Here is a 20,891-nt window from a genome sequence, read left to right as displayed (position 1 = left end):
GTTTGGAAACAAACAGAATGCTATCGCTGCATAGTTGAACAGTGATGTTCAGCAGTGTTCAGCGTAAATGTATCAGGGGATATGACGCTTTGCAAAGGGGATCAAACCCCGTACCATAGAGGAGCAGGTTTCTCCGTTTCTCTGTTTTCAATCCCCAGGACTCACCATGGTGCAGCCGTCAGCAACCTCTGGGCAGAAGCCGATTGTGATCGCCCCTTCCATCCTTTCAGCCGATTTCAGCCGGTTGGGGGAGGAAGTACGGGCAGTGGATGAGGCAGGAGCCGACTGGATCCATGTGGATGTCATGGATGGCCGCTTTGTGCCCAACATCACCATCGGCCCGTTGGTGGTGGAAGCGCTGCGCCCGGTGACGGCCAAGCCCCTGGACGTCCACCTGATGATTGTAGAGCCGGAGAACTATGTGGCGGATTTTGCCAAGGCAGGGGCCGACATTATTTCCGTGCACGCAGAGTCCAGCTCCACCATTCACCTGCACCGCACCCTCAGCCAAATCAAGGATCTGGGCAAGCAAGCGGGCGTGGTGCTCAATCCGGCCAGCCCCCTGGAGCTGATCCAATACGTGCTGGAGCTGGTGGATCTGGTGCTGATCATGAGCGTCAACCCCGGCTTTGGCGGGCAAAGCTTCATTCCGGCAGTGGTGCCCAAAATTCGCCAGTTACGGGCCATGTGTGATGAGCGCGGCCTGGATCCCTGGATCGAGGTGGATGGTGGCTTGAAGGGAAGCAACGCTTGGCAGGTGATCGAGGCAGGAGCCAATGCCATTGTGGCCGGTTCGGCAGTGTTCAAGGCCAAAGACTATGCCGAAGCCATTCGCAGCATTCGCAACAGCCGCCGTCCCGAGCTGGTGACAGTTTAAGGTGACAGTTCATTTTGAAGGAAACTGCTCTCTTACTGAAATCCGGCTTGACCCCAGCGCTGCGCTGAGCCAACTCCTCACGTGCCTTTAGCGCAAAGCAGCAGCCCCTTTCTGGGCAGCGTAAGGCCCCGTCCCGCTGTTGACGGCAGTTGTGCCCAGGCAATGGGGAGGCCCATCGACGGAGGGGGGGATGATCGGCTGCGGCAAAGTGGGGCTGAAAAAAGTCTGACAAAAAGGCACGCGATTGCGCTGAATATCGGCAAGGTAGGGGGGAGGAATGGTGCCCAAATAGGCGCCCAGCACCTGCTGCTCGGGATCCTCTGGCAACACTTGGTAATACAACATCAGGCGATTATCGGGAAACCAGGCGCGGATCACCCTTTGCAGGGCTGTCAAGTTGAAGCCCGGCTCTTCGGGGTTGCGAATCAGGTGCATTCCCGCCAGGCGCCCGCCGACAAAATAGGCTTGCACATAAAACCCACGGGCATAGATGGGGGGCTCCAAGGAGTTCTGAGATGAAGGGGAATCGGGCAGGTAAAGGGCTTCACCCCCAGGACGCAGTTGCCAGCGGCTCCAGCGGGGATCCTCCCGGTCGCTAGAAAGGGTCTCCCAATTGTTGGCGCGGGCGTAGCTCAAGAAGCGCTCCTCGACCATGCCCAGATAGAGCATTTCCATTTGCAAGGGCAGCCGGGCCCGGGTTTGCAACAGGGGCAGAGTGCGCACTTCTCCCTGCTTGAGCACCAAGGTCTCCCCCCGCGCCGAGCAAGGTTCCCACGCCAACAAAACTGTCAGGATCCCTGCCCCAACCGCCCGGCCAAGACAGCTAAGACCACGTCTTGCCGAAGCAAGCAGCAGAGGGGTGAGCATCTGTATCTGTAGAGGTAGCCTGAGCTGTGGGCAACTGCCGCCCAACCCAGTAGAAGCAGGGACGTAAGATGAGATCACCGAGAACCCCGAAAAGCCAGAAAAAAGGTGAAGCTAGAGTGCTCTGCACCGCTGACGCGATGGAAGCTCTATTGTAGCCAAAGAGCCAAAGCCTCTTGAAAATTTTAACCTGTTGCCTTGTGTGAATTTTCTTGCAGATCCTGAATGTCTCGAAACTAAGGTACTCCGCGCCGCTGACGCGAACGAAACGAAATGAGTGCAACTCTCGAGAACGGCATTCCCGCTGCAGCAGCTTCTGACCGGACAGGATGGCCGGGATTGATCGTCATTGCCGGCCCCACGGCCACCGGGAAATCTCGACAGGCACTGCTTTTGGCCCAACGGCTGGGATCCCCGTTGTTGAATGCGGACTCTCGCCAGGTCTACCGCGAGTTTGACATCGGCACAGCCAAGCCTACCCCTGCTGAGCGGGCTCTCTGGCCCCACGAGCTGATTGACTTTGTGGATCCCCGCCACACCTACACGGTGGCCGAGTTCCAACAGGCGGCCCAAACCCGCATCGCCGAGGCCCATCGGCAGGGACAGACGCCCATCCTGGTGGGGGGCACCGGTCTCTACATCCAGTCGGTAACCTCCGGCCTGGGGATCCCTGCGGTACCTCCGCAGCCCCAACTGAGAACACAACTGGAAACTTGGCCCCCTGAGATCCGCTACGCCTGGCTGCAGCAGTTGGATCCCGTTGCCGCCCAGCACATTCATCCCCATGACGCGGTGCGCACGCTGCGGGCTTTGGAGATCGTTTACGCCACTGGGAAGCCGGCTTCCAGCCTAAGGCGGGCTCATCCCCCCCATTACCCCATCTTGATCCTGGGGCTGCGCTGCCCAATGCCCCGTTTGGAACAACGCATTGCCCGGCGCACGGCAGAGATGATGGAGCGGGGGTGGATCGAGGAGGTGAAAACCCTGCGGGAGCGCTATGGGCCCCACCTGCCCCTTTTGAATACTTTGGGCTACGCGGAAATCGGCGCTTATCTGGAGGGGCGGATCCCGGAAGCCGAACTGCAACCCCTGATTGTGCGGCGCACCCGCCAATTTGCCAAACGGCAGATGACCTGGTTCCGGGCCCTGCCAGGGATCCAGTGGCTGGACTGCGAAGCTGAGGATTTGCCGGAGCAGATCTGGAAGCAGGTCAAGGCTTGGATGGCAGCTCCGACCACTGTTGAAACCAGTCCCGCCGCCGCCGAGCATCGGCCTTGCGATCCGTAAGGATCTCCAACACCCGCACCCCTTGGGCAGGCAAGGGATCCAAAGCTTGGGCCAGCTCCTGCCAGCTTTCCACCCGCCGGTGGGGAATGCCGTGGGCTTGGCAGAGGAGGGCAAGATCCACCGACTGGGGAGTAGCAAAGTAGGGCTCAAAGGGCGGATCTGGCCCTTGACGGCCCACTTCAGCAATGGGCAGCAGCTCGAAAATCCCACCCCCCTGGTTGTTGATGAGGAGAATGGTCAGGGATCCCTGCAGGTGAGGGCCAAGCCGCAGGCCGCCGCAGTCGTGGAGAAAGGCCAGATCCCCGGTTAGCAACACCGTCGGGCGCTGCCGGTGGGCCACCCCGAAGGCGGTAGAGAGAAGGCCATCGATGCCGTTGGTGCCGCGATTGAAGTAGGGCCGGATGCGGCGGTCGTTGGGGGGCCAAAACCACTCCACATCCCGCACCGGCGTGCTGTTGGCAATGAATAGCGGCGTCTCTGGCGGCAGGTGGCGGGCCAGCCACCAGGCTATCCTACCCTCAAACCACTCCGGCAGGTCAGCCATAGCCTGGTCTAAGGCGGTCCGGATTTGCGCTTCGGCTGTCAGCCAGCCCTGCAGAAAAGTTGTTTGCTTGGCCGGTGCTTCTGGGATCCCGGAGACCCACTCTTCCACGGCAAAAGGCAAATGGGTGGTGGGGTTGTGCAGGGGATCCCCATTGTCGGGACGGGGATCCAACCGCCAAACGCGGGGAGCAACCTTGGCCAGGGTTTGCCGCAGCGCTTTGCTGGTGGGCAGGGATCCCAGTTGGATGACTTGCTCCGGCCAAAGCTGGGGATCATCCCGCTGCAGGATGAGATCGTAGGTGGTGATGAGATAGGGGTTGAGGGAAGCGTAGTTGCGTAGGGGAGAGAGCCCCTCCGCCAGCACCGGCCACCCCAAAGCCGTCGCCAAATGGGCCACTGCCTCCACATAGCGCTGGGGATCCAGCGGTTGAGCCGGCCCCGCCAAGATTACCCCCCGCTCACAGCTGCGCCACTCCTGCCAAAAAGAAACCGTCTCCGTCTGAAAAGGGCTCCGCACCGCCTGCAAGGAAGAGCCGGTGCATGGAGGAGCAACCCCACGAAAAAAGGTCTTCTCGAACTCCGGATCTTCCTGTAGATGGAGCAGCGGCGCAGTGCTGCCATCGGCAATGGGAGCCAAGGGATCCCGGAAGGGCACATTTAAATGCACCGGGCCGGGAAAAGGGTAAAGGGTGCGCTCCCAGGCGTGAACCAGGGTCTGGCGCAAGTAGGCCAGGGCTTCTGGATCCGCGCTGGGCAGGGCCAACTCCGCCTGCCAGTTGGGGTAATGGCCGTAGAGCTTCACTTGGTCAATTGCTTGGCCGGCGCGACAGTGGCGCAGCTCTGGAGGCCGATCCGCCGTCAGGATCAACAGGGGAAAGCCACTTTCGGCTGCCTCAAGGAGAGCCGGGAAAAAGTGGGCGGCAGCACTGCCGGAAGTACACACCAGGGGAATGGGCCGCCGGGTTTGCTGGGCCAATCCCAGCGCAAAAAAGGCTGCCGACCGCTCATCCAGCACGGGAATTGCCTCGATGTCGGGGTGCTGGGCCAGGGCGTAGGTCAGGGGTGCTGAGCGGGATCCCGGACACACCACCGCCAAACGGCAACCCAGCCGACTCAAGGTTTCGGCCAACAGGGATCCCCAGAGGGTGTTGAGGTTGCGCCAGTCCAGCCGCCTCGGCAGGACAAAGTTTTCAGCAGTCACATTTCAGCAGTCAGAGTGGAGACAAGGTGTTGAGATCGAATCGGGATCCCGGCGGCAAAAAGTGAATGCGGGCATTGTGCAGCCGAAAATACTCATCCGCTGCCGCCTCCTGAACGGTCGAGTACAGTTGCGTCCCGTCCACAATCGTCACCGTCCCCAAGCCGATCACCTCCATCACATCGTTGGCCTGGATCACCACCGCCGTATTCTCATCAATGCCGATACCCAAACATTGGGGATAGTGGGCCACCGCCGTGACCAGCCGCACCAGGCGATTGCGCTGATGGAAATGTTGATCGATGATGACGCGAGGCAAAAGGCCCAGGCCTGTCTTCACCGTTACAATTGCCGGCGTGGGCGGTTCTCCGCTGTAGCCGCGGGAGATCATCTGCTGCCCCAACGCAGAAGCTCCGGCGCTGGTTCCGGCAATCACCGTCTGCCCCCGCTGCCACTGCTGTCGAATGGCCTCCATCAGCTCGCTGTGGGCCAGCACCTCTGCCAGCCGCTCCTGATCCCCACCCGTGAAGTAGATGCCGGTGGAGAAGCGAATTTTCTCGACGTTATCGGGATCCCTTGCCTCCATCGGGCTGCGGATATCCAGAACTTGGAGGCTGGCTGCCCCCATCTGCTGAAAAATGTTGGCGTAGATCTCCCCCAGCACCGCCGGGATCCCAGAAGCCGCGGGCACGATGGTGATGTGGGCAGACTTTCCCCCCGCTCGGCGGAAGAACTCCCAAAGGATGTGGCGCTCATTTTCCTTATCCTCTGCTCCCCCGACGGCGATGATGTCGGAACGGGCGGTGATGGGATCCTTCACAGTAGGGCGGCTTAGGGGTTGGGCGTCGTTTGTCGGCGTGGAAGGAACTCCGTTCCACTCCAGCTCACGGTGGGCAGCAGAGACATCAGGCAAATGGGGCATGGAGCGCGAGGAAGATTAAAATGGGCACATTTCACTTTCACTATGCTACGGCTTGGGATTCGGTTTGGCGCAGCTCAATTCCAGATTTCACGGAAGAGTCAGGGGTTGGTTAGGGGTCTCGAAAGGGGGAATAATGTTCATAAGAACACCCCTCGTCTCGTCCTTCGGTTCACCCAGCAGGAGCATCCATGGCCAGAAAACCTGACGGATATCTTGTCCACATCATGCTTGAAGGTGGACAAACCATGCAGGTACGGGTCAAAGAAGCCAGAGAATACACGGAATTGATCAACAACCTCATGGTGGGCGGCGAAGAGTTCATCACCTTGCCCAAGCAAATGGACAATGAGTACATGATCGTGCGTCCTCAACGGGTGTCCGCTGTATCGGTGGAGGCAATCTACGCTTCCAGCGTTGGCATCGACCTATGAAATTGGGGATCCCTTGCCCAAAGAACGGAATAGCTGGGGATCCCAATACAAAACCCCCGCCACCAGAGCAGGGGCTGCCAGAGGGCTAGACCCTGAAGGGCCTAGAATCCATGGCGTTGGTAGGTCACCCTTGTGGAGGCAAGATCACCTTGTCGATCACGTGGATGACACCGTTGGAAGCTTCAATGTCGGCTGTTACCACATTGGCATCGTTGACCTTGACACCATCAGCCAAAGAGATCTCCACAGGAGATCCTTCGACCGTAACCACTTCCCCAGCTTCCAAAGAGGTGGAGAGAACTTTGCCGGGCACCACGTGGTAGGTGAGGATTTGGATCAATCGCTCACGGTTTTCCGGCAAGAGCAACTCCTCCAAAGTGCCTTCCGGCAGAGCTGCAAAAGCCTCATCGGTGGGAGCAAAGACGGTGAAGGGGCCTTCCCCAGAAAGCACTTCCACCAAGTCGGCAGCCTCCAAAGCTTGGATCAGGGTGGTGAAAGAGCCGGCCTCAGCAGCAACATCCACAATGGTTCTACTAGCAGCAGCGGTTTTCACGCTTTCAGAAGTCGCGCCCTGGCTGCTGGCATTGACCATAGGGGCTGCAACCAACGTGGTGGCCGAGGCAACGGCCAAAGAGAGAGTGAAGAGATTGCGAATCATATGCTGTAACCCTTCGTAAAGATTAGGTTTACATTCCTTAGAGACGTAGGGGAGCCTGTTCGAGTTCCTAAAAATCAAAAAAATCTTGGAAAAAGATACTCTCAACGTGCGAAACGTAATCTACGCAAGGATTTTGGGATTATGCTCCACTGCTTTTAGATTTGCAACAACAACTCCGGTACGTTTGCCAGCCAACCACAACGACCTGAAAAGGGATCCTTTCAAGCCGAGAAATCTATTACATTTATTTACATTTTCATTGCAAGAGCCGGCACACTAAGAACCGGCAGCTTTGCTGTGCCGGGCAAAGGGGGTGAAGAGGCATTCAACAACTGCAGCTATTCTTCTTCGGGCTCGAAGTCTTCGTCGTAGTCGTCCCCGATCAAATCGTCGATATCGTCGATGTCTTCTTCCAAAATCATCTCAGGGACCTCAATGGGCTGCTCGATCAACCGGCCTTCCTGGCGCAACCAATCGAGAATGGAAAGGCTGCTGGGGGAGGGCACCACCGTTGGCGGTTGATCGCGGGGTTCTTCGCGCAGAGAGGGATTGTGGTAGTACATGCCGTACAGAAGGCAGCTATCGACGAGGAATGAGCCCGGCTTGGGCTAAGCCCCTCTCAACAGAGGGACGCGGGCTTTTCATCAGCCGTTTCTTAGCTTAGCCTACGCCTGCCACTCCTGCAAAAAGCGGTGCAGCACCCGCTCCAGTTCAACAGCCCGCGCTGCCTTGAACAGCAGCCGATCCCCGGCTTGCACGTGATGGAGCAAGATTTCCAGCAGTTCGGATACCTCCTCGCAGCGTTCTGTCTGGGCTGCCGGTTTTTGGTCGAGCAGCGGTTGCATTTCTCCTTCGGGATCCAAGAGCAAGATCCGATCCAGCCCCAGAGGGGCAGCCGCCCGACCCACCTCTGCATAGAGCTGAGGCGCATGCTCTCCCAACTCCCGCATCGGGCCGAGAATGGCCCAGCGCCGTTTTCCCGGGGTTTGGGCCAGCAGGTGTAGAGCCGCGATCATCGCTTCCGGCGAGGCGTTGTAGGTTTCGTCCCAGATTTCCACATCTCCTGCCAGCTTGAGATGGCGGTTGCGCCCCTCCAGAGGGGTAGGCAAAGCAATGGGTTCTCGGAGCCGCTCCCAATCCAGCCCCAAGCTGCACAGAGCAGCCAGCACCCCCATCCAGTTGAGGGCATGATGCCTTCCCGGCAGAGGCACCGGCAGCGTTAGGCCCTCCACGGTTACCGTTTGGGCTTGGGGATCCCATTCTCCTCGTAAGTCCCCCTGATCCAGGCCATAGGTAAGGGTTTGTCCCGACCACAGGCCGGCGGCAGTGGACAACAACAAGGGATCTTCTCCATTGAGCAGAGCCACTCCCTGCCCTAGCTCCTGCAGCAGCTCGCACTTGGCAGCAGCAATGGCCGCGCGGGATCCCAGTCTGCCGATGTGGGCGGTGCCAATATGGGTGATCAAGGCGTGGGTGGGCTGAGCCATCTGAGCCAGGCGGCGAATTTCTCCGGGGCCTCGCATGGCCATTTCCAGAACCACAAACTGATGCTCCGGTTGCATCTGGAGCAGGGTTTGAGCAACCCCGATGTCGTTGTTGTGGTTGGCCTCACTTTTGAGAACTGTGCCGTAGCGGGATAGGGCAGCCGCCAGCATTTCCTTGGTGGTGGTTTTGCCTGCTGAGCCCGTGATGGCTACTACGGAGGGGGGAAACTGCTCCCGCCAGCCTCTGGCAATGCGCTGGTAGGCAGCTAGGGTATCTGAGACTTGAAAATGGGGCCCAGCCACCGGACGCTGGCTGATGACGGCAACGGCCCCCCTTGCCAAAGCTTGTGGAATAAAGTTGTGTCCATCAAACCGTTCCCCCCGCAGCGCCACAAAGACTGACCCCGGCTGCAATTGGCGGCTGTCGGTGCAAATGGCTTGGACGGGAAGACCCAACAAATGGGGATCCCCCTGCAGGGGAGTTTGCAGCAGGTCAGCCACAGTTCGTAAGGTCAGCATCGGGCAGAAACTCCAATTCGCCTACAGCCTCTTCGTCTATGGTCATTTCAGACCCGATTGAGACATTTCCCAAGCGCTCCCCCTCACCCCCAGCCCCTCTCCCAGGGGGAGAGGGGAGTTGGGGATAGCTGTACAGCTTTTTTCAGCGTTGTTTACCACAGCCAGTGTCAATCAATCTCTTGCGTGGGAAGGCTCCCGCTTGGCTACGGAACTCCCATGAAGTCGGAAAAAGCTGTAAACCCAGTTCCTGGGCAACGCCAATACACGACTGGGTATAGGAAGTTGTCAGCTGGGTTGCAGCGTTTCGATCCCAGTCGGGAGGGCGATGATTGCCTCTTTGGCCATGCCGATGAACAGGCCATGTTCCACAACCCCCACCGTCCCTTTGAGTTGATCGGCGATCTTGGCAGGATCCGCCATGGGGCCGAATTGGCAGTCGAGGATGTAGTGCTGCTCGTCCGTCAAGTAGGGATCCCCGTTGGCATTCCGCCGTAAGGTGGCTGTGCACCCCAGAGCCTCTACCCGCGCCAAGGTGGTTTTCCAGCCAAAGCGCACCACCTCTACCGGCACCGGGAAGCGAATGCCCAACTGCGGGACTTTTTTAGAGGCATCGGCGATGATGATCAGCTCGGCAGCGCTGGCCTCCACCAACTTTTCCCGCAACAGGGCCCCTCCTGCCCCTTTGATCAGGTTCAGGGATCCCACTTCAATCTCGTCGGCCCCATCGATGGCCAGATCCAGGCGCGGCTGCTCTTCTAGGGTAGCCAGCGGGATCCCCAGGGAGCGGGCCTGTTCAGCCGTGCGCTCGGAGGTGGGCACACCGAGGATCTGCAGACCCTCGCTTTGCATCCGCTCTGCTAGGGCGCTGACAGCAAAGGCGGCTGTGGATCCCGTGCCCAGCCCCACCACCATTCCCGACTGCACCTTTTGAACTGCAGCCCGGGCTGCCGCCTGTTTCAGCTCATCTAAAGACTCGGTCCCGCTGCCGCCAAGGGTAGTCATTCCCAGCTCCTCTCCCGTGGATGAAGATCCTACCAAAGTGCTTTGCACCGCTACCGCCCGCTCCAGCTAAAACCCTCCGGCGCTGCCACCACCCGACCGAAGAGATCATAGAGCTCGGCGTGGGTGATCTGCACCGGCACCAGGGATCCCAGAGAGCCCTCCCCACGCACGTACACCACCCCGTCCACTTCGGGGGCAAAGCGAGGGGAGCGGCCAATCCACTCGCCGGTTCTGGGGTTTTCCTGCTCCAAAAGTACAGGTACCACTCGGCCCACCTGCTCGCGGTTGCGGCGGAAGGCAATGCCTTGCTGCAGTTGCATTAGACGGGCGCGGCGCTCTTGTTTGACAGCCTCTGGAACCTGATGGGGGAGGTGGTAGGCAGGGGTGCCCTCTTCGGGAGAAAAGGTAAACACCCCCACATGGTCAAACTGATGGCGCTGGACAAAGTCTAGTAGATGCTGGAAGTGCTCCTCCGTCTCCCCAGGAAAGCCGACGATAAAGCTGGTGCGCAGCACGGCATTGGGCAACGCCTGGCGCAGCCGCTCGATCACCCGGTCGTTGACCTGCCCTTGCCAGGGGCGATTCATGGCCTTGAGGATCTCAGGATGGCTGTGCTGTAAAGGCAGATCCAGGTAAGGCAGGAAATTGGCGGTCTCTTGAATGGCCTCCACCACGGCGGGGGTAATGCCCGTGGGGTAGGCGTAGAGCATGCGGATCCAGGGAATGGGGATCTGGCCCAGGGCGCGGATAAGCTCAGCCAAGCGCGGCTCCCCGTAGAGGTCGATCCCGTAGTGGGTGGTGATCTGGGAAATCAAAATCAGCTCCTGCACCCCCTCTTCGGCCAGCTGTTCTGCTTCCCGGAGGATGGACTCGATGGAGCGAGAGCGTTGGTCGCCCCGCAAGTGGGGGATGATGCAGAAAGAGCAGCGGTAGTTACAGCCCTCAGCTACCCGCAGGTAGGCCACCGGCGCGTGGGTGGTGCGGTAGCGGGGGACAGTCTCATCGGCAATGTAATCCAGGCTAGAAGTAACGGCATTGACCCGCTCTCCCCGCTCCACCCGCTCGATGATTTGGACGATCTGGTGATAGTCGCCCGTACCCACGATAGCCACCGCCTCCGGGATCTCCTGCAGCAGCTCCTCTTGGAAGTGCTGCGCCAGGCAGCCGGCAATGATGATCTTTTTGCCTTGTACCGCCAGCTCCATCAGGGTACTGACCGACTCCCGTCGCGCTGCCTCGATGAAGCTACAGGTGTTGACAATCACATAGTTAGCGCTCTCTTCGTCCCCATCCACCCGGTAGCCCGCTTGGGCCAGCAGGCCCAGCATGTGCTCGGTGTCCACCCGGTTTTTCTCGCAGCCCAGGTGTAAAACGGCAACCGACGCCTTTGTACGCTGCACCGCTGAAACGGATGGGAAACTGGAGACGGTCGCTTCTAACCCATTCATGGACTGAGCATCAAAAAGGGGGCAGCTTGCCAGAGGCTTATCTATTCTAGTTGAGGGCCGCATCAGCGTTGCGGAGCAATAGAGCCGTAGCCACGGCCAACGCGGTGGCCGCCCAACTGTAGGGATCCCCGCCAGCCGCCGTCGAAAACAGAGGTGCCCGTCCGTAGCCCCGCAGGCGCAAAGCCTGATAAACCCTCTGCGAGCGCTCGTAGCTGCGCACCAACAGGGTGCCCACCGAAGCAGCCAGGAAGGGTAGGTCTTGCCTCAAAGCCGGCCCAGGACGCCACAGGGATCCCCGCGGTCGCCAACCCCTCAGCCGGGCTGCCCGTTGCATCTGCTGCCACTGAGCGGCCACCTCCTGCAAATAGCGCTGGGTGAGCCAGGCCAGTTCCAGCATGAGGTCTGGGATCCCCAGTTGCCGCAACGCTGCCAACAGTTCCGATGTGGGGGTGGTCTCCAGCAGCAGCATCGTGAGGGCAAATAGGGCCAGCCCTCTCCCCCCAATGCGAAGCGCCATCTGCAGCCCCTCCCAACGCAGAGCCAGGGATCCCCAGCGCCACAGGATGGTTTCCCCCGCCCAGAAGGGAAGGATCCCCATCAACCCTGCCACCAACAGCCCTGGGGCTGCCAGCCGCCTCAGCCCGAGGCTCCAAGGCAATCCCGACAGGCTCCACAGTCCAGCCACCAGCGCCCAGATGAGCGGCAAGAGGGCCAGGCACCTCACCGAGGCGAAAGCCGCCATCAGCGCCATCAGGCCCAGCACCTTGGGCAGAGGTTGCCACCGGTGCAGCCAGGAAAGGGGTTTGGAGGGGTGAGGATGGGATTGTTGACCGCGCCAGCAGCAAGGGATCCCTGAGCCGGCTTCATCTCTTGCCATACTCTCCCAGCAGCGCCGGTTGTACCCGCTGCAAAAACAGCACCACCCAACTGGCGAACAACCCCTCCACCACCATCAGGGGGATGTGGGCCACCACCAAGCTCCCAAGAGCCAGACGACCGGCTTCTGTGGAGAGGATCCCGCTGCCAGCGTCAACCACAGCAGCCATGACCACCCCGTAAAACAACAGCACTGCTAGACCCACCCCAACCGCTCCCGCCAAGAAGGCAGACACTCCGGCCCCCATCACCCGACGGCCTGCCCGAAAAATCCCACCGGCCAGGAGCGCCGGGATCCCCATAATGGCGGCGTTGATGCCCAATGTGGTCAGGCCCCCATGGCCAAAGGCCACCGCCTGAAAAAACAAGCCCACTACAATCGCCGGATAGGCCAAAGCCCCCAACATCAGACCCATCAACCCGTTCAGCACCAGATGCAGGCTGGCCGGGGGAAAGGGCAGGTGAATCGAAGAGGCCACAAAAAAGACAGCCGTGAGCAAAGCCGCTTTGGGCAACTGGTCGCGACAGCGTTGCGTAGCAATATGGCGGGGATCCCGTTCCCACCAAGGACATTGCTCGGCAACGCCGGCGCGACGGAGAAGCCGCAAGCTGTAGCTGGTGATCAGGGCGGTGATGCCATAACCCCCTAGCCAAAGCGGTGCTGGCAAAATGCCATCGCTGATGTGCATGGTCAGTCCTACTCCAGAGCAGAGGAGCCAGCCTGGGAGCCTGAGATTCCTGACCCTGGAGATCCCGAAACCGGTGGGCTCTCCACCGCTGCGTAACCAGATTGACGGGGCCTGGAGAAGAAGAGAGCTGTGCCCAGACAGCCCCAAATGACGCAACCGGCCATAACCCCCCGCTGCAAAGGCCCAAAGGGTGAGGAACCGTTGGGGATCCCTTCTGTCTGAGGGAACTCCTCGCCCACCGGCACGTTGACCAACACCCCATGCCCCGCCTGGCGAATCCGCACCTGCCAGAGGCCCGTCAGGTTGGGATCCGGCTGCAGCAGAAATCGTCCCTGTGCATCCGTCTGTCCCTCCTGCCAAGGGGTAGTGGGATCCGTCGGCGCAAATACCGTCACCCGGGCGGATCCCATCGGTTCCCCAGAATCGTAGCGGGCCTGGATCTCAAAAGCGGGAACTGCCCGCCAAGAGGCCTCCACCCCGTGGCCCCAAGCGGGAGCAGACAGGAGCAGGCCGAAAGCCAGCAAGCTCAACCGTGCTCCGCATCGCTGACGCGACGCCGCAATCAGGCTCAGTCGGCAGGAAGGGATCCAAAGTTTTGGCCAGACTCGGTTCATTGGTTAGCTGAGGACAGACGACAATCTCTACGCTCTGCAGGCGACCGGTCTTAGAAAAGCCAAGACTTCAGGGCGAAGACTCTGTCTGGGCAGGGCCAGAGGCAGCGCGGCAGTGGCCTTCCCCCACATGGCCCAAGTGGTGCAGGAGCTCCAATGCGGCCTTAGCCGCAGGGGATCCCTCCTGCAGATCCCCCCAGTCCACTTCCAGAAGGTCGGATCCCCCCCCAGTGCTCCGCGCCGCTGACGCGGCCAGCCGCTGCTCCAGGGAGACAGGATCCAACTTCACCAAAGGGGCAAACCCCAGAGCTGCTTGATTGAGGCTGTCGTTGGGGGGCAAGCTTCCATCTCCAAACAGGTGGTCGAAATGGAAGGTGACCTCCAGATCTGCCACCTGGCCGACGCGCACAAAGCCTTTGCGCTCCTCCCCCACATACTCTCCGCAGGTGAAGGCCACCTCAGGGCTGAACTTGAGCACAAACGGCATCTCCCCAGCCCCTTCCTTTGTCGGTCGGGCTTGGCCTTCGATCCAGAGGGAATAGCCCTTTGCCGGCCCCTCCAGTGCTGGCACCAGCCGCCACCCCAGGGCGTTGTAGTGGCTAGGGGGTGCCTCTAGGGATCCCAGTAAGGCCCGCTCCGCCGGGGGAGCCGTGATCAAATCAACCGTGATGGGGCCGGAGAGGCTGACCAATGCCCGTGCCAGCAAATCTGCATTTCCTTCCGGATCAAAGGGCGGATCGGTTTGGTAGGCGGTTATGTCCGCCAGCGTCACGTACACGTGCTCAAAGCTCAGTTCCCAGCCGTCTTTGGAGACAAACCCCTCCCGAATGAAGTCCTCGCCGTTGGCCCAAAACTCCAGAGTACCCATCTCTGCCTTTGCTTGGGCTAGGGGTGCTTCCTGCCTGACCTTTTCCGCTCCAGCGTTAGAAGCCGGTCGGCAGGCGCCTAGAGAGAAGGCCAACCCAAGGGCCAGAAAGGGTAAAGCTAACCCCTTGCCCCAGGGATCCCTTGTTGAAGCACCAAGCCGAAATGGAGTGTGTTTCACCAGTTCCCCTGCCAAGGACTCGGTCCCGATGACGCAAACGGCACTGCTCTAGCGAAACACAGGCTTCCCTGGTGTTACAATCCCCCACCAGGGCATCTGTAGGGCTATGCCTATGGCAAGGGCTACTCCTGCGCTAAATTCCCCGCCCGCACCCAACCTTCCTGCCCATTCTGACGGCGAATGCGCTGCCAACGGCCATCTTCGCTGAGGCCCAGCACCGTCACCACCTCGTTCATGGGCACACCACCAATGTAGGTTCCCTCCCGCTCTGGAGTGGCCCGCAGCGCCAGGCCAATGGGCTCGATCACCCGTCCCCGCTCACCTGGGGAAACCACTGCTGCCGTGGGGGGTCGAGTCGGCAAAGGAGTTGATTCAGGGTTGGGTTCAACTGTGGGAGCTGGAGAAGTTGAGGCTGAAGCACCATCCACAGGGCCCAAATTGCCGGCGCGCACCCAGCCCTCTTGTCCGTTCAACTCCCGCCGCACCCGTTGCCAACGACCATCGGCGCTGTACTCCAACACCGTCACCGTTTCCCCCACCACAATTCCCCCTTGGTAGGCTCCATCGGCAGAAGGTTGGCTGCGGATTGCCAGGCCAATTGGCTCGATCACCCGCCCGCGGCTGCCGGGGGGAAATCCCTCAGGGTCAACAGTGCCTGCAGCAGGGCCAGAGGGGGGAGAGGGAAAACTGGCTGGGCGGGGCAAGGGATCCAAGCGCACCGCCTGCGGAAATTGAGGCGGGGCAGGGGGGGCCAACATGGGGGCGACGAGCTGCCACAACTGCCAAGCCAAGGCGGCCAGAGCCCCAACCGAGACACTCACCACCACCAAGGTGCCCAAGGGAAAACCGCCAGAAGCAGGAGAAGAACGGCCTCGCATCGGGTAGTTAGCCATCCGAAACACCTTCCCGCAATGCTGCAGGCAAGAATCCGCAGAGAAGATGGGATCCCCGTCAAAACCGGGGATTTACGAAAGCCAGAGCACGACTGCTGCGCAACGCTGACGTGATTGCATCCCAATGTATCGTGTTCCGCAGCGCTCTTGCTAGGCCTGTGCAGAGGAACCGCAACGCTGACGGGGCGACGCGACCCCAGAGGGCAAGGGCGTCGGAGATTAGCTTCTACTTATTGGTGTTGGTGAACTTATTCTGCCAGTCGGTCGTCAAAATCTCTCGGCCAAATACCCATCCTGCCAGAAGGAGAGGCAATGCCAAGCCCAGAAAGCCAAAAAGACTGACCACCTGAGCCACTTGCCGCTGGGCTTGTTTTCTCCTGGGATCCGGGATGTTGTTGGCAGCCAGCACCACTTTAGAACAAAAAGCCACCACCACCGCCCCCACCGGCCCCAAAACCAAAGAGGGCCACAGCCAAGCCTCCACTTGCGAGAATGCGTAGGCTCCGGTAAAGGGGATAATCACGAAACAAGCCAACTCTAGGATCCCCCAGGTGAAGAGGGCCAACCAGACATCTTTGCGGAAGACTTCATCGGGATTGGTGTACATAAGCTTCCGGGATAAACCGCCCACACTAAGGCCAGACCTCGAGACAGGAACGGAAGCGCCACGGCTTCCAGATTAACTCCAGGTGCAAGGATCTGCTTGACGGATTTCCTCTGCCATTCAGGCAACTCAGTAAGATAATGCCCAAGATTCTTGGATAAGCCTCCGTTAATTTGGAGAGAAGGGCGGCCTCGGCAAGGATAAACTCCCCGCGCGACCCCACACGTAAAGACTTGAAATAAGATTTAGGTGTTCAATCACTCATGAATTGCCTGCGCCTGTGGCCCTTTCCAGCCGAGGTTGGGGTCAAGCTTGCCCTGTTGAGAGGGCTCTTTATTCACCCGCGAGCCGAGGGCCCATCGCCTCTGCACGATTGTTGCCCATGAGCTGCCGAAGGGATCCCCACACCCCAACGCCCTGCAACCTTGTCTCCTGCTGACTTCGAGAGTGCCAAGCTGCCATGTCACGCATCCTCATCATCGATGATGATCCCAGCATTTGTGCTCTACTGCAGCGGTACTTGCAGCGGCAGGGGTATTCGGTTGAGGTGGCGATGACGGGGGCCAAGGGCTTACAGCAGTTGCGCGCTTTTCAGCCGGCCTTGGTAATTTTGGATCTGAACTTGCCGGATGTGAGCGGCTACGATCTCTGCCAGCAAATGCAAAAAGAGACCGGCGTGTACGTGTTGATGTTGACCAGCCGCGTCAGCCCTGCTGATAAGTTGCACGGATTCCAGTTGGGGGCAGATGACTACCTGACCAAGCCCTTCAGCCTGCCGGAGTTACAGGCGCGAGTGCAAGCCATTCTGCGGCGGCAACGCATGAAGACCGAAGTTGCCAGCGCACCGGTCTTGACCTTTGCCTCTTTGGTAATCGACCCGGAAACCCGAGCAGTCATCCGCGAGCAGCGCCTGATCAACTTAACAGCACTGGAGTTCGATTTGCTCTATGCTATGGCTCGACATCCGGGGCGGGTTTGGCGACGGGCTGAGCTGATTCAAGAGGTGTGGGATTTTAACCACGAGGGAGATGAACGGGTGGTCGATGTCCACATCGGCCAAATTCGCAAGAAACTAGAGACTGATACCAGCCAACCGGAGTTGATCCGCACCGTGCGCGGAGTTGGCTACAAGTTCGAGCCCCCCGCTCCGAAGGAGGGATAGGGAGAGGAAAAACCTTAACCCCCAAATAACTCTCCCCTCTTCACGTTGGGAGAGGGGCCAGGGGTGAGGGCCCGTTAATCCAAGCGGCGGCCTGTCAAACGCACAAAAATGTCTTCTAAGTTGGCCGGGCGCACCATGAGGCCGGTTTTGTCAGGTTCAGCTTCCAACTGCCGCTGAGCTTCCGCCAAGCTGGGGAAAAAGGTGTACTCCACCTCCCGGCCAGGACAGGATCGCACCAGCAGGGCCTCTCCGTACTTAGCCCGCAGTTGCTCGGTGCTGCCCAACTCGATCAACCTTCCCCCATCCATGATGCCGATGCGGTCGCACAGCTCTTCTGCCTCCTCCATGTAGTGGGTGGTAATCAGCAAGGTCATGCCCTGCCGATTGAGATCCCGCAAGATCTCCCACAACAGCCGCCGCGCCTGGGGATCCAACCCGACGGTGGGCTCGTCCAAAAACAAAATCTGGGGGCGATGCAGTAACACCCTGGCCACCTGCAAGCGTCGTTTCATTCCCCCTGAGAGGGTTTTCACTTTGTCTTGCCGGCGATCCGCCAGCCGCACATACTCCAGCCATTCATCGATGCGCCGTTGCCGCTCTGGGTTGGGGATGTGGTGCATACGCCCGTGGAACTCCAGGTTTTCCCAAACGGTCAGCTCTGCCTCTAGGGTGATAGGCTGCAGAACTACGCCAATTTGCTGCCGCACCGCCACCGGATCCCGCACCACGTCATACCCCCCCACCCGGATGGATCCCTGGCTGGGTCGGGTAAGGCTGGTGAGCATGCGGATGGTGGTGGATTTGCCGGCGCCGTTGGGCCCCAACAGGGCAAACACTTCCCCCTGGGGGATCTGCAGGCTCAAATCTTGAACGGCAACCTGCTGCCCAAAGCGCTTCCACACCCCCTGCATTTCCACCGCCACCGTCTTGGTTTGGGGCAAGGTTGGGGCCGTCGAAAGAGCTGTCACAGTCCGCTCCGGTAAAGTGTAAAGAAATCTTTATTCTCCAGCATACGCCAGCCGTGTCAGCAAGCTGCAGGTCTTATCAGGGATCCCTGCTGCTGGCAGCAGTCTAGGTTGTCTCTTGAGCTTTTGCGTGGCTGTGATTTCGTTCTCTGGGGTTTTTCTCTGGATCTTGCAAAATAGTACACATTGCGTCTGAAGGGTGAACCGCACTCCCAAGACAACACCTGTACAGACTCTGGAAGGGGAAATTGGGCTGGATAGCTCATGGCATATCTGTACGTATCTGTACGTATGGGTAACAATAAAGACACAAGCTTGAGCGGGCTGACTGTTCGGCTTGGGGCTTTTTCTTGGTGAAGTGACTTCCCTTCAGCGCCCACCGATAACCTCTACTAACCAATGTAAGGAAAATGCAGAGCAAAGACCGATTCGACCAAATTGACTTCCGGCTGGATCGCCTGGTTGGGGCTGTGTTGACCTTGGCCGAGACCGTCAGCTTCGTCAAGGATGACCTGACCCATCTGAAAGCCATTGTTCAACAACAGGTGCTGATATCCCAGGAGCACAACACCTGGCTGGGAGAGTTAAAGACGATATGTCAACAGCAAGCCGATACAGCTCGTCGCCAATCTGAGACGATTGAGCGCATTATTGCCCATCTCCTGCCCACTCAGGATCCCAAGTCTTGAGGGATCCCAAAGGCAGCCTGGGGGCGTGCCACAATGGCAGCAGAGCTGAGGTTTTCCACCGTTGGAGTGCCAGGTTGCAGCAGCAGGACAGGGTTCTGTTGAGGCTGAGGAGCTGCTTGCTTTCTTTCGTTGCCGACGCTTGCCTTACCTGGATCGCTTTGGCCCTCAAGAGGCCAAGCTGCCGCCGGACAACCTGCTGGAGCAATGGCGGCGGGATCGCCAAGCCCTGGCAGCCGCTGTGTTTGAGCGATTCCCCGGAGAACGGGTTGCGCCGGGCAATGAAGCTCTCTTGGCAGCCATGGCCGACGGGGCGGAGCGGATCTACGGCGGACGGATTGCCGCAGAGCTGTTTTGGCAACCGCAGGAAGATCTCAACTGTACTGCTGAGGCAGAGCTGTTGCAGCTTGCTTCTGAACCTGTCCCTCACTCCTCCTCTCCAAGGGATCCCATCCCTGCCCCAGAAGACTGCGAGATGGTGCCCGCTCTTGCGTTGCCGCCTGAAGCTGTTCCAGAGAGACGTTCAGTTTGGGTGAGCAGCTCCCTGGATCTGCTGATTCGGGATCCCGCTCTCGTTGGCAGAAGTCGCCACGCCGCCCGATCCTCTTACCTGCCGGTTCATATTCGTATCGGCAAACGCCCCAAACCGGAATACGAATTGTTGCTGGCTTTGCAGGCAGAGTTGCTCGGATCCCTGCAGGGAAACGTTCCCAAGCGGGGCATTTTGATCCTGAAAGATGGGAAGTGGCACCCCGTCCACCTGAGCCGCCGACGAGCACAGGTGCGGCAATTGCTGCAGGAGTACCTGCACTCCCTCAACCAGCCGGAACCACCGCAGGTGTTCATGGCCCGCAGCCGCTGCCATCTTTGCCACTGGCGGGAGCATTGTCGGCAGTTGAACGCCGCCGCTCAACCCCTCAGCCTGCTGCCGGGCGTAACGGGATCCCGCTATCCCCTTTTGCAAGAGGCGGGGATCCACTCGATTGAAGCCCTGGCCAACGCTCAGTTGGATAGGTTGCAAGCCATTCCCAAGTTGGGATCCGGCGTGGCCCTGCAACTGCAGCTGCAAGCCCGTGCCACCCTCAGCCGGCAGCCCCTCTGGATTCAATCCCCCCCGCAAACCCTGCCCACCACACCTGTAGAGCTGTACTTCGATATCGAGGCGGATCCCCGCCACAACGTCGCCTATCTGCTGGGCCTGCTGGTGGTGGAGCAAGCCGAGGGGAAAAAGGTTGCGAGCTATCACAGTTGCCTGGCCGCCGAGCCGCGGGAAGAAAGGCAAGCTTGGGAGCAATTCTTGCAACTGGCACAACGCTATCCTGACGCTCCCATCTACCACTTTCACGGCTTTGAAGTGCAGACCTGCCGACGGCTGGGGGAGCAATACCGCACGGATCCCCGACAGCTGCGGCAGTTGTTGCAGCGCTTTGTGGATTTACAGGCCTGGGTGCAACGCTCGGTGGTGCTGCCGATCGAGAGCTATTCCCTGAAAAACATCGCCCGCTGGTTGGGGTTTCAGTGGCGTCTGCCTGATGCCAATGGCGCCCAGTCCATTTATTGGTATAGCCAATGGCTGGAAACTCGGGAGCGCAGATATTTGGAGCACTCGCTTATCTACAACGAGGATGACTGCCGGGCTACCCACCGCCTAAAAGACTGGCTGTCCCAAGGAGTCCTCCATGCCGAATGATGCGAATAAATTGACAAAGACGGCCTATCCCCAGCCGCAAATGCCGCAGCTTGCGCTGCCGGTCTTGTGGCCAGTTGCTGAGGTTTCGTTTAGAATCAGGCAGGACTGTTTAGTTTATCAGGGGAATCCCATGCTGTTGAAATCTCATGAATCTCCTCGCCATCAGGGCAGAAACCGTCGCGGTCGTGGGGGATCGGCACGCAAGCGCCAACTGGACAAACGGAACCGCGCCTTGATGCAACGATTACGACAACGAGAGCAAGCTCTCAACTCTCGATCTTCTCGGCAGGGGCAAGTTAACCCTGCCTTTTTTGTGCTTGCTTCTCCTTGGCCTGGCTACGAGGGATCCCGCTTGGCTGCGTAAACTACCCGGCTCCGACCGCTAAGCGGTACGGAGCGGGCTTTCAGTAGCCCTGAGCCTGCTCTGCTCTACCAGA

22 protein-coding genes are annotated in these 20,891 nt (G+C 59.6%); 7 read left to right on the top strand and 15 right to left on the bottom strand.

Translation table 11 applies throughout. The features are described from left to right. The first annotated feature begins 166 nt into the window (after nucleotides 1–166). The gene (rpe, locus tag NW849_RS09265; RefSeq protein ID WP_414331302.1) at nucleotides 167–877 is read left to right on the top strand and encodes a ribulose-phosphate 3-epimerase; all 711 of its coding nucleotides are present in this window, start codon (nucleotides 167–169) and stop codon (nucleotides 875–877) included. Between the two features lie 87 nt (nucleotides 878–964). On the opposite strand, the gene NW849_RS09260 is transcribed toward rpe, so the two are convergent. Beyond that, nucleotides 965–1,744, bottom strand: a complete 780-nt coding sequence (locus tag NW849_RS09260) for a hypothetical protein (protein WP_414357391.1) — start codon at nucleotides 1,742–1,744, stop codon at nucleotides 965–967. A gap of 270 nt (nucleotides 1,745–2,014) precedes the next feature. Here NW849_RS09260 and miaA point away from each other — a divergent pair, with 270 nt between their 5' ends. Then, nucleotides 2,015–3,028, top strand: a complete 1,014-nt coding sequence (gene miaA / locus NW849_RS09255; RefSeq protein WP_414357389.1) for a tRNA (adenosine(37)-N6)-dimethylallyltransferase MiaA — start codon at nucleotides 2,015–2,017, stop codon at nucleotides 3,026–3,028. On the opposite strand, the gene menD is transcribed toward miaA, so the two are convergent. Further along, the gene (menD, locus tag NW849_RS09250; RefSeq protein WP_414357387.1) at nucleotides 2,952–4,772 is read right to left on the bottom strand and encodes a 2-succinyl-5-enolpyruvyl-6-hydroxy-3-cyclohexene-1-carboxylic-acid synthase; all 1,821 of its coding nucleotides are present in this window, start codon (nucleotides 4,770–4,772) and stop codon (nucleotides 2,952–2,954) included. The genes miaA and menD overlap by 77 nt on opposite strands. Before the next feature lie 10 nt (nucleotides 4,773–4,782). Beyond that, entirely contained in the window at nucleotides 4,783–5,691 is a 909-nt protein-coding gene (locus NW849_RS09245) for a cyanophycinase (protein ID WP_414357386.1), read from the bottom strand. Nucleotides 5,692–5,879: 188 nt separating this feature from the next. On the opposite strand from NW849_RS09245, the gene NW849_RS09240 reads away from it, so the two are divergent. After that, the gene (locus NW849_RS09240; protein WP_414357385.1) at nucleotides 5,880–6,122 is read left to right on the top strand and encodes a hypothetical protein; all 243 of its coding nucleotides are present in this window, start codon (nucleotides 5,880–5,882) and stop codon (nucleotides 6,120–6,122) included. 124 nt (nucleotides 6,123–6,246) lie between these two features. On the opposite strand, the gene NW849_RS09235 is transcribed toward NW849_RS09240, so the two are convergent. The 11 genes from NW849_RS09235 to NW849_RS09185 all read right to left on the bottom strand — a co-directional run bounded on the left by NW849_RS09235 (nucleotide 6,247) and on the right by NW849_RS09185 (nucleotide 15,954). Then, on the bottom strand, nucleotides 6,247–6,714 hold the full coding sequence (locus NW849_RS09235) for a fasciclin domain-containing protein (protein ID WP_414357395.1): 468 nt from the start codon (nucleotides 6,712–6,714) through the stop codon (nucleotides 6,247–6,249). Between the two features lie 404 nt (nucleotides 6,715–7,118). Beyond that, a complete protein-coding gene (locus NW849_RS09230; protein ID WP_414349794.1) occupies nucleotides 7,119–7,343 on the bottom strand; it encodes a DUF3134 family protein in 225 nt (74 codons plus the stop codon). Nucleotides 7,344–7,445: 102 nt separating this feature from the next. Beyond that, entirely contained in the window at nucleotides 7,446–8,783 is a 1,338-nt protein-coding gene (locus NW849_RS09225) for a UDP-N-acetylmuramoyl-tripeptide--D-alanyl-D-alanine ligase (RefSeq protein ID WP_414357384.1), read from the bottom strand. Between the two features lie 285 nt (nucleotides 8,784–9,068). Then, complete coding sequence (gene rpiA, locus NW849_RS09220) at nucleotides 9,069–9,785, bottom strand: ribose 5-phosphate isomerase A (RefSeq protein WP_414342421.1); 717 nt, start codon at nucleotides 9,783–9,785, stop codon at nucleotides 9,069–9,071. A 50-nt stretch (nucleotides 9,786–9,835) separates the two neighbouring features. Continuing rightward, a complete protein-coding gene (gene rimO / locus NW849_RS09215; protein ID WP_414357382.1) occupies nucleotides 9,836–11,296 on the bottom strand; it encodes a 30S ribosomal protein S12 methylthiotransferase RimO in 1,461 nt (486 codons plus the stop codon). Then, nucleotides 11,280–12,110, bottom strand: a complete 831-nt coding sequence (gene cbiQ, locus NW849_RS09210; protein ID WP_414357381.1) for a cobalt ECF transporter T component CbiQ — start codon at nucleotides 12,108–12,110, stop codon at nucleotides 11,280–11,282. Before cbiQ ends, rimO begins: the two co-directional genes overlap by 17 nt. Then, nucleotides 12,097–12,798, bottom strand: a complete 702-nt coding sequence (gene cbiM / locus NW849_RS09205) for a cobalt transporter CbiM (RefSeq protein WP_414330636.1) — start codon at nucleotides 12,796–12,798, stop codon at nucleotides 12,097–12,099. Before cbiM ends, cbiQ begins: the two co-directional genes overlap by 14 nt. 8 nt (nucleotides 12,799–12,806) lie before the next feature. Continuing rightward, nucleotides 12,807–13,328, bottom strand: a complete 522-nt coding sequence (locus tag NW849_RS09200; protein ID WP_414357380.1) for a hypothetical protein — start codon at nucleotides 13,326–13,328, stop codon at nucleotides 12,807–12,809. A gap of 151 nt (nucleotides 13,329–13,479) precedes the next feature. Further along, nucleotides 13,480–14,277 carry a hypothetical protein gene (locus tag NW849_RS09195; protein WP_414357378.1) on the bottom strand — a complete coding sequence of 266 codons (798 nt, stop codon included), beginning with the start codon at nucleotides 14,275–14,277 and terminating at the stop codon, nucleotides 13,480–13,482. A gap of 299 nt (nucleotides 14,278–14,576) precedes the next feature. Next, on the bottom strand, nucleotides 14,577–15,347 hold the full coding sequence (locus NW849_RS09190; RefSeq protein WP_414357377.1) for an SH3 domain-containing protein: 771 nt from the start codon (nucleotides 15,345–15,347) through the stop codon (nucleotides 14,577–14,579). 226 nt (nucleotides 15,348–15,573) lie between these two features. After that, nucleotides 15,574–15,954, bottom strand: a complete 381-nt coding sequence (locus NW849_RS09185; protein ID WP_414342412.1) for a hypothetical protein — start codon at nucleotides 15,952–15,954, stop codon at nucleotides 15,574–15,576. A 457-nt stretch (nucleotides 15,955–16,411) separates the two neighbouring features. Here NW849_RS09185 and NW849_RS09180 point away from each other — a divergent pair, with 457 nt between their 5' ends. Then, on the top strand, nucleotides 16,412–17,113 hold the full coding sequence (locus NW849_RS09180; RefSeq protein ID WP_414357375.1) for a response regulator transcription factor: 702 nt from the start codon (nucleotides 16,412–16,414) through the stop codon (nucleotides 17,111–17,113). A 74-nt stretch (nucleotides 17,114–17,187) separates the two neighbouring features. Here the strand turns inward: NW849_RS09180 and NW849_RS09175 are convergent, their stop codons facing one another. Further along, the gene (locus tag NW849_RS09175) at nucleotides 17,188–18,036 is read right to left on the bottom strand and encodes an ABC transporter ATP-binding protein (RefSeq protein WP_414357393.1); all 849 of its coding nucleotides are present in this window, start codon (nucleotides 18,034–18,036) and stop codon (nucleotides 17,188–17,190) included. A 452-nt stretch (nucleotides 18,037–18,488) separates the two neighbouring features. Between NW849_RS09175 and NW849_RS09170 the strand changes: the two genes are divergently transcribed. From NW849_RS09170 to NW849_RS09160, 3 genes are all read left to right on the top strand, one after another. Beyond that, nucleotides 18,489–18,767, top strand: a complete 279-nt coding sequence (locus NW849_RS09170) for a hypothetical protein (RefSeq protein ID WP_414357373.1) — start codon at nucleotides 18,489–18,491, stop codon at nucleotides 18,765–18,767. Nucleotides 18,768–18,828: 61 nt separating this feature from the next. Beyond that, nucleotides 18,829–20,454, top strand: coding sequence for a TM0106 family RecB-like putative nuclease (locus NW849_RS09165; RefSeq protein ID WP_414357372.1), 1,626 nt, complete (start codon nucleotides 18,829–18,831; stop codon nucleotides 20,452–20,454). A 130-nt stretch (nucleotides 20,455–20,584) separates the two neighbouring features. Then, nucleotides 20,585–20,818 carry a hypothetical protein gene (locus tag NW849_RS09160; protein ID WP_041436636.1) on the top strand — a complete coding sequence of 78 codons (234 nt, stop codon included), beginning with the start codon at nucleotides 20,585–20,587 and terminating at the stop codon, nucleotides 20,816–20,818. Nucleotides 20,819–20,891 lie beyond the last annotated feature (73 nt).

It is taken from the genome of Synechococcus sp. R55.3 (genome assembly GCF_047461975.1).
In the GTDB taxonomy this organism is placed as follows: domain Bacteria; phylum Cyanobacteriota; class Cyanobacteriia; order Thermostichales; family Thermostichaceae; genus Thermostichus.
Note: the sequence above shows the minus strand (reverse complement) of the source record. Positions and strands in the feature narration are given on the sequence as shown.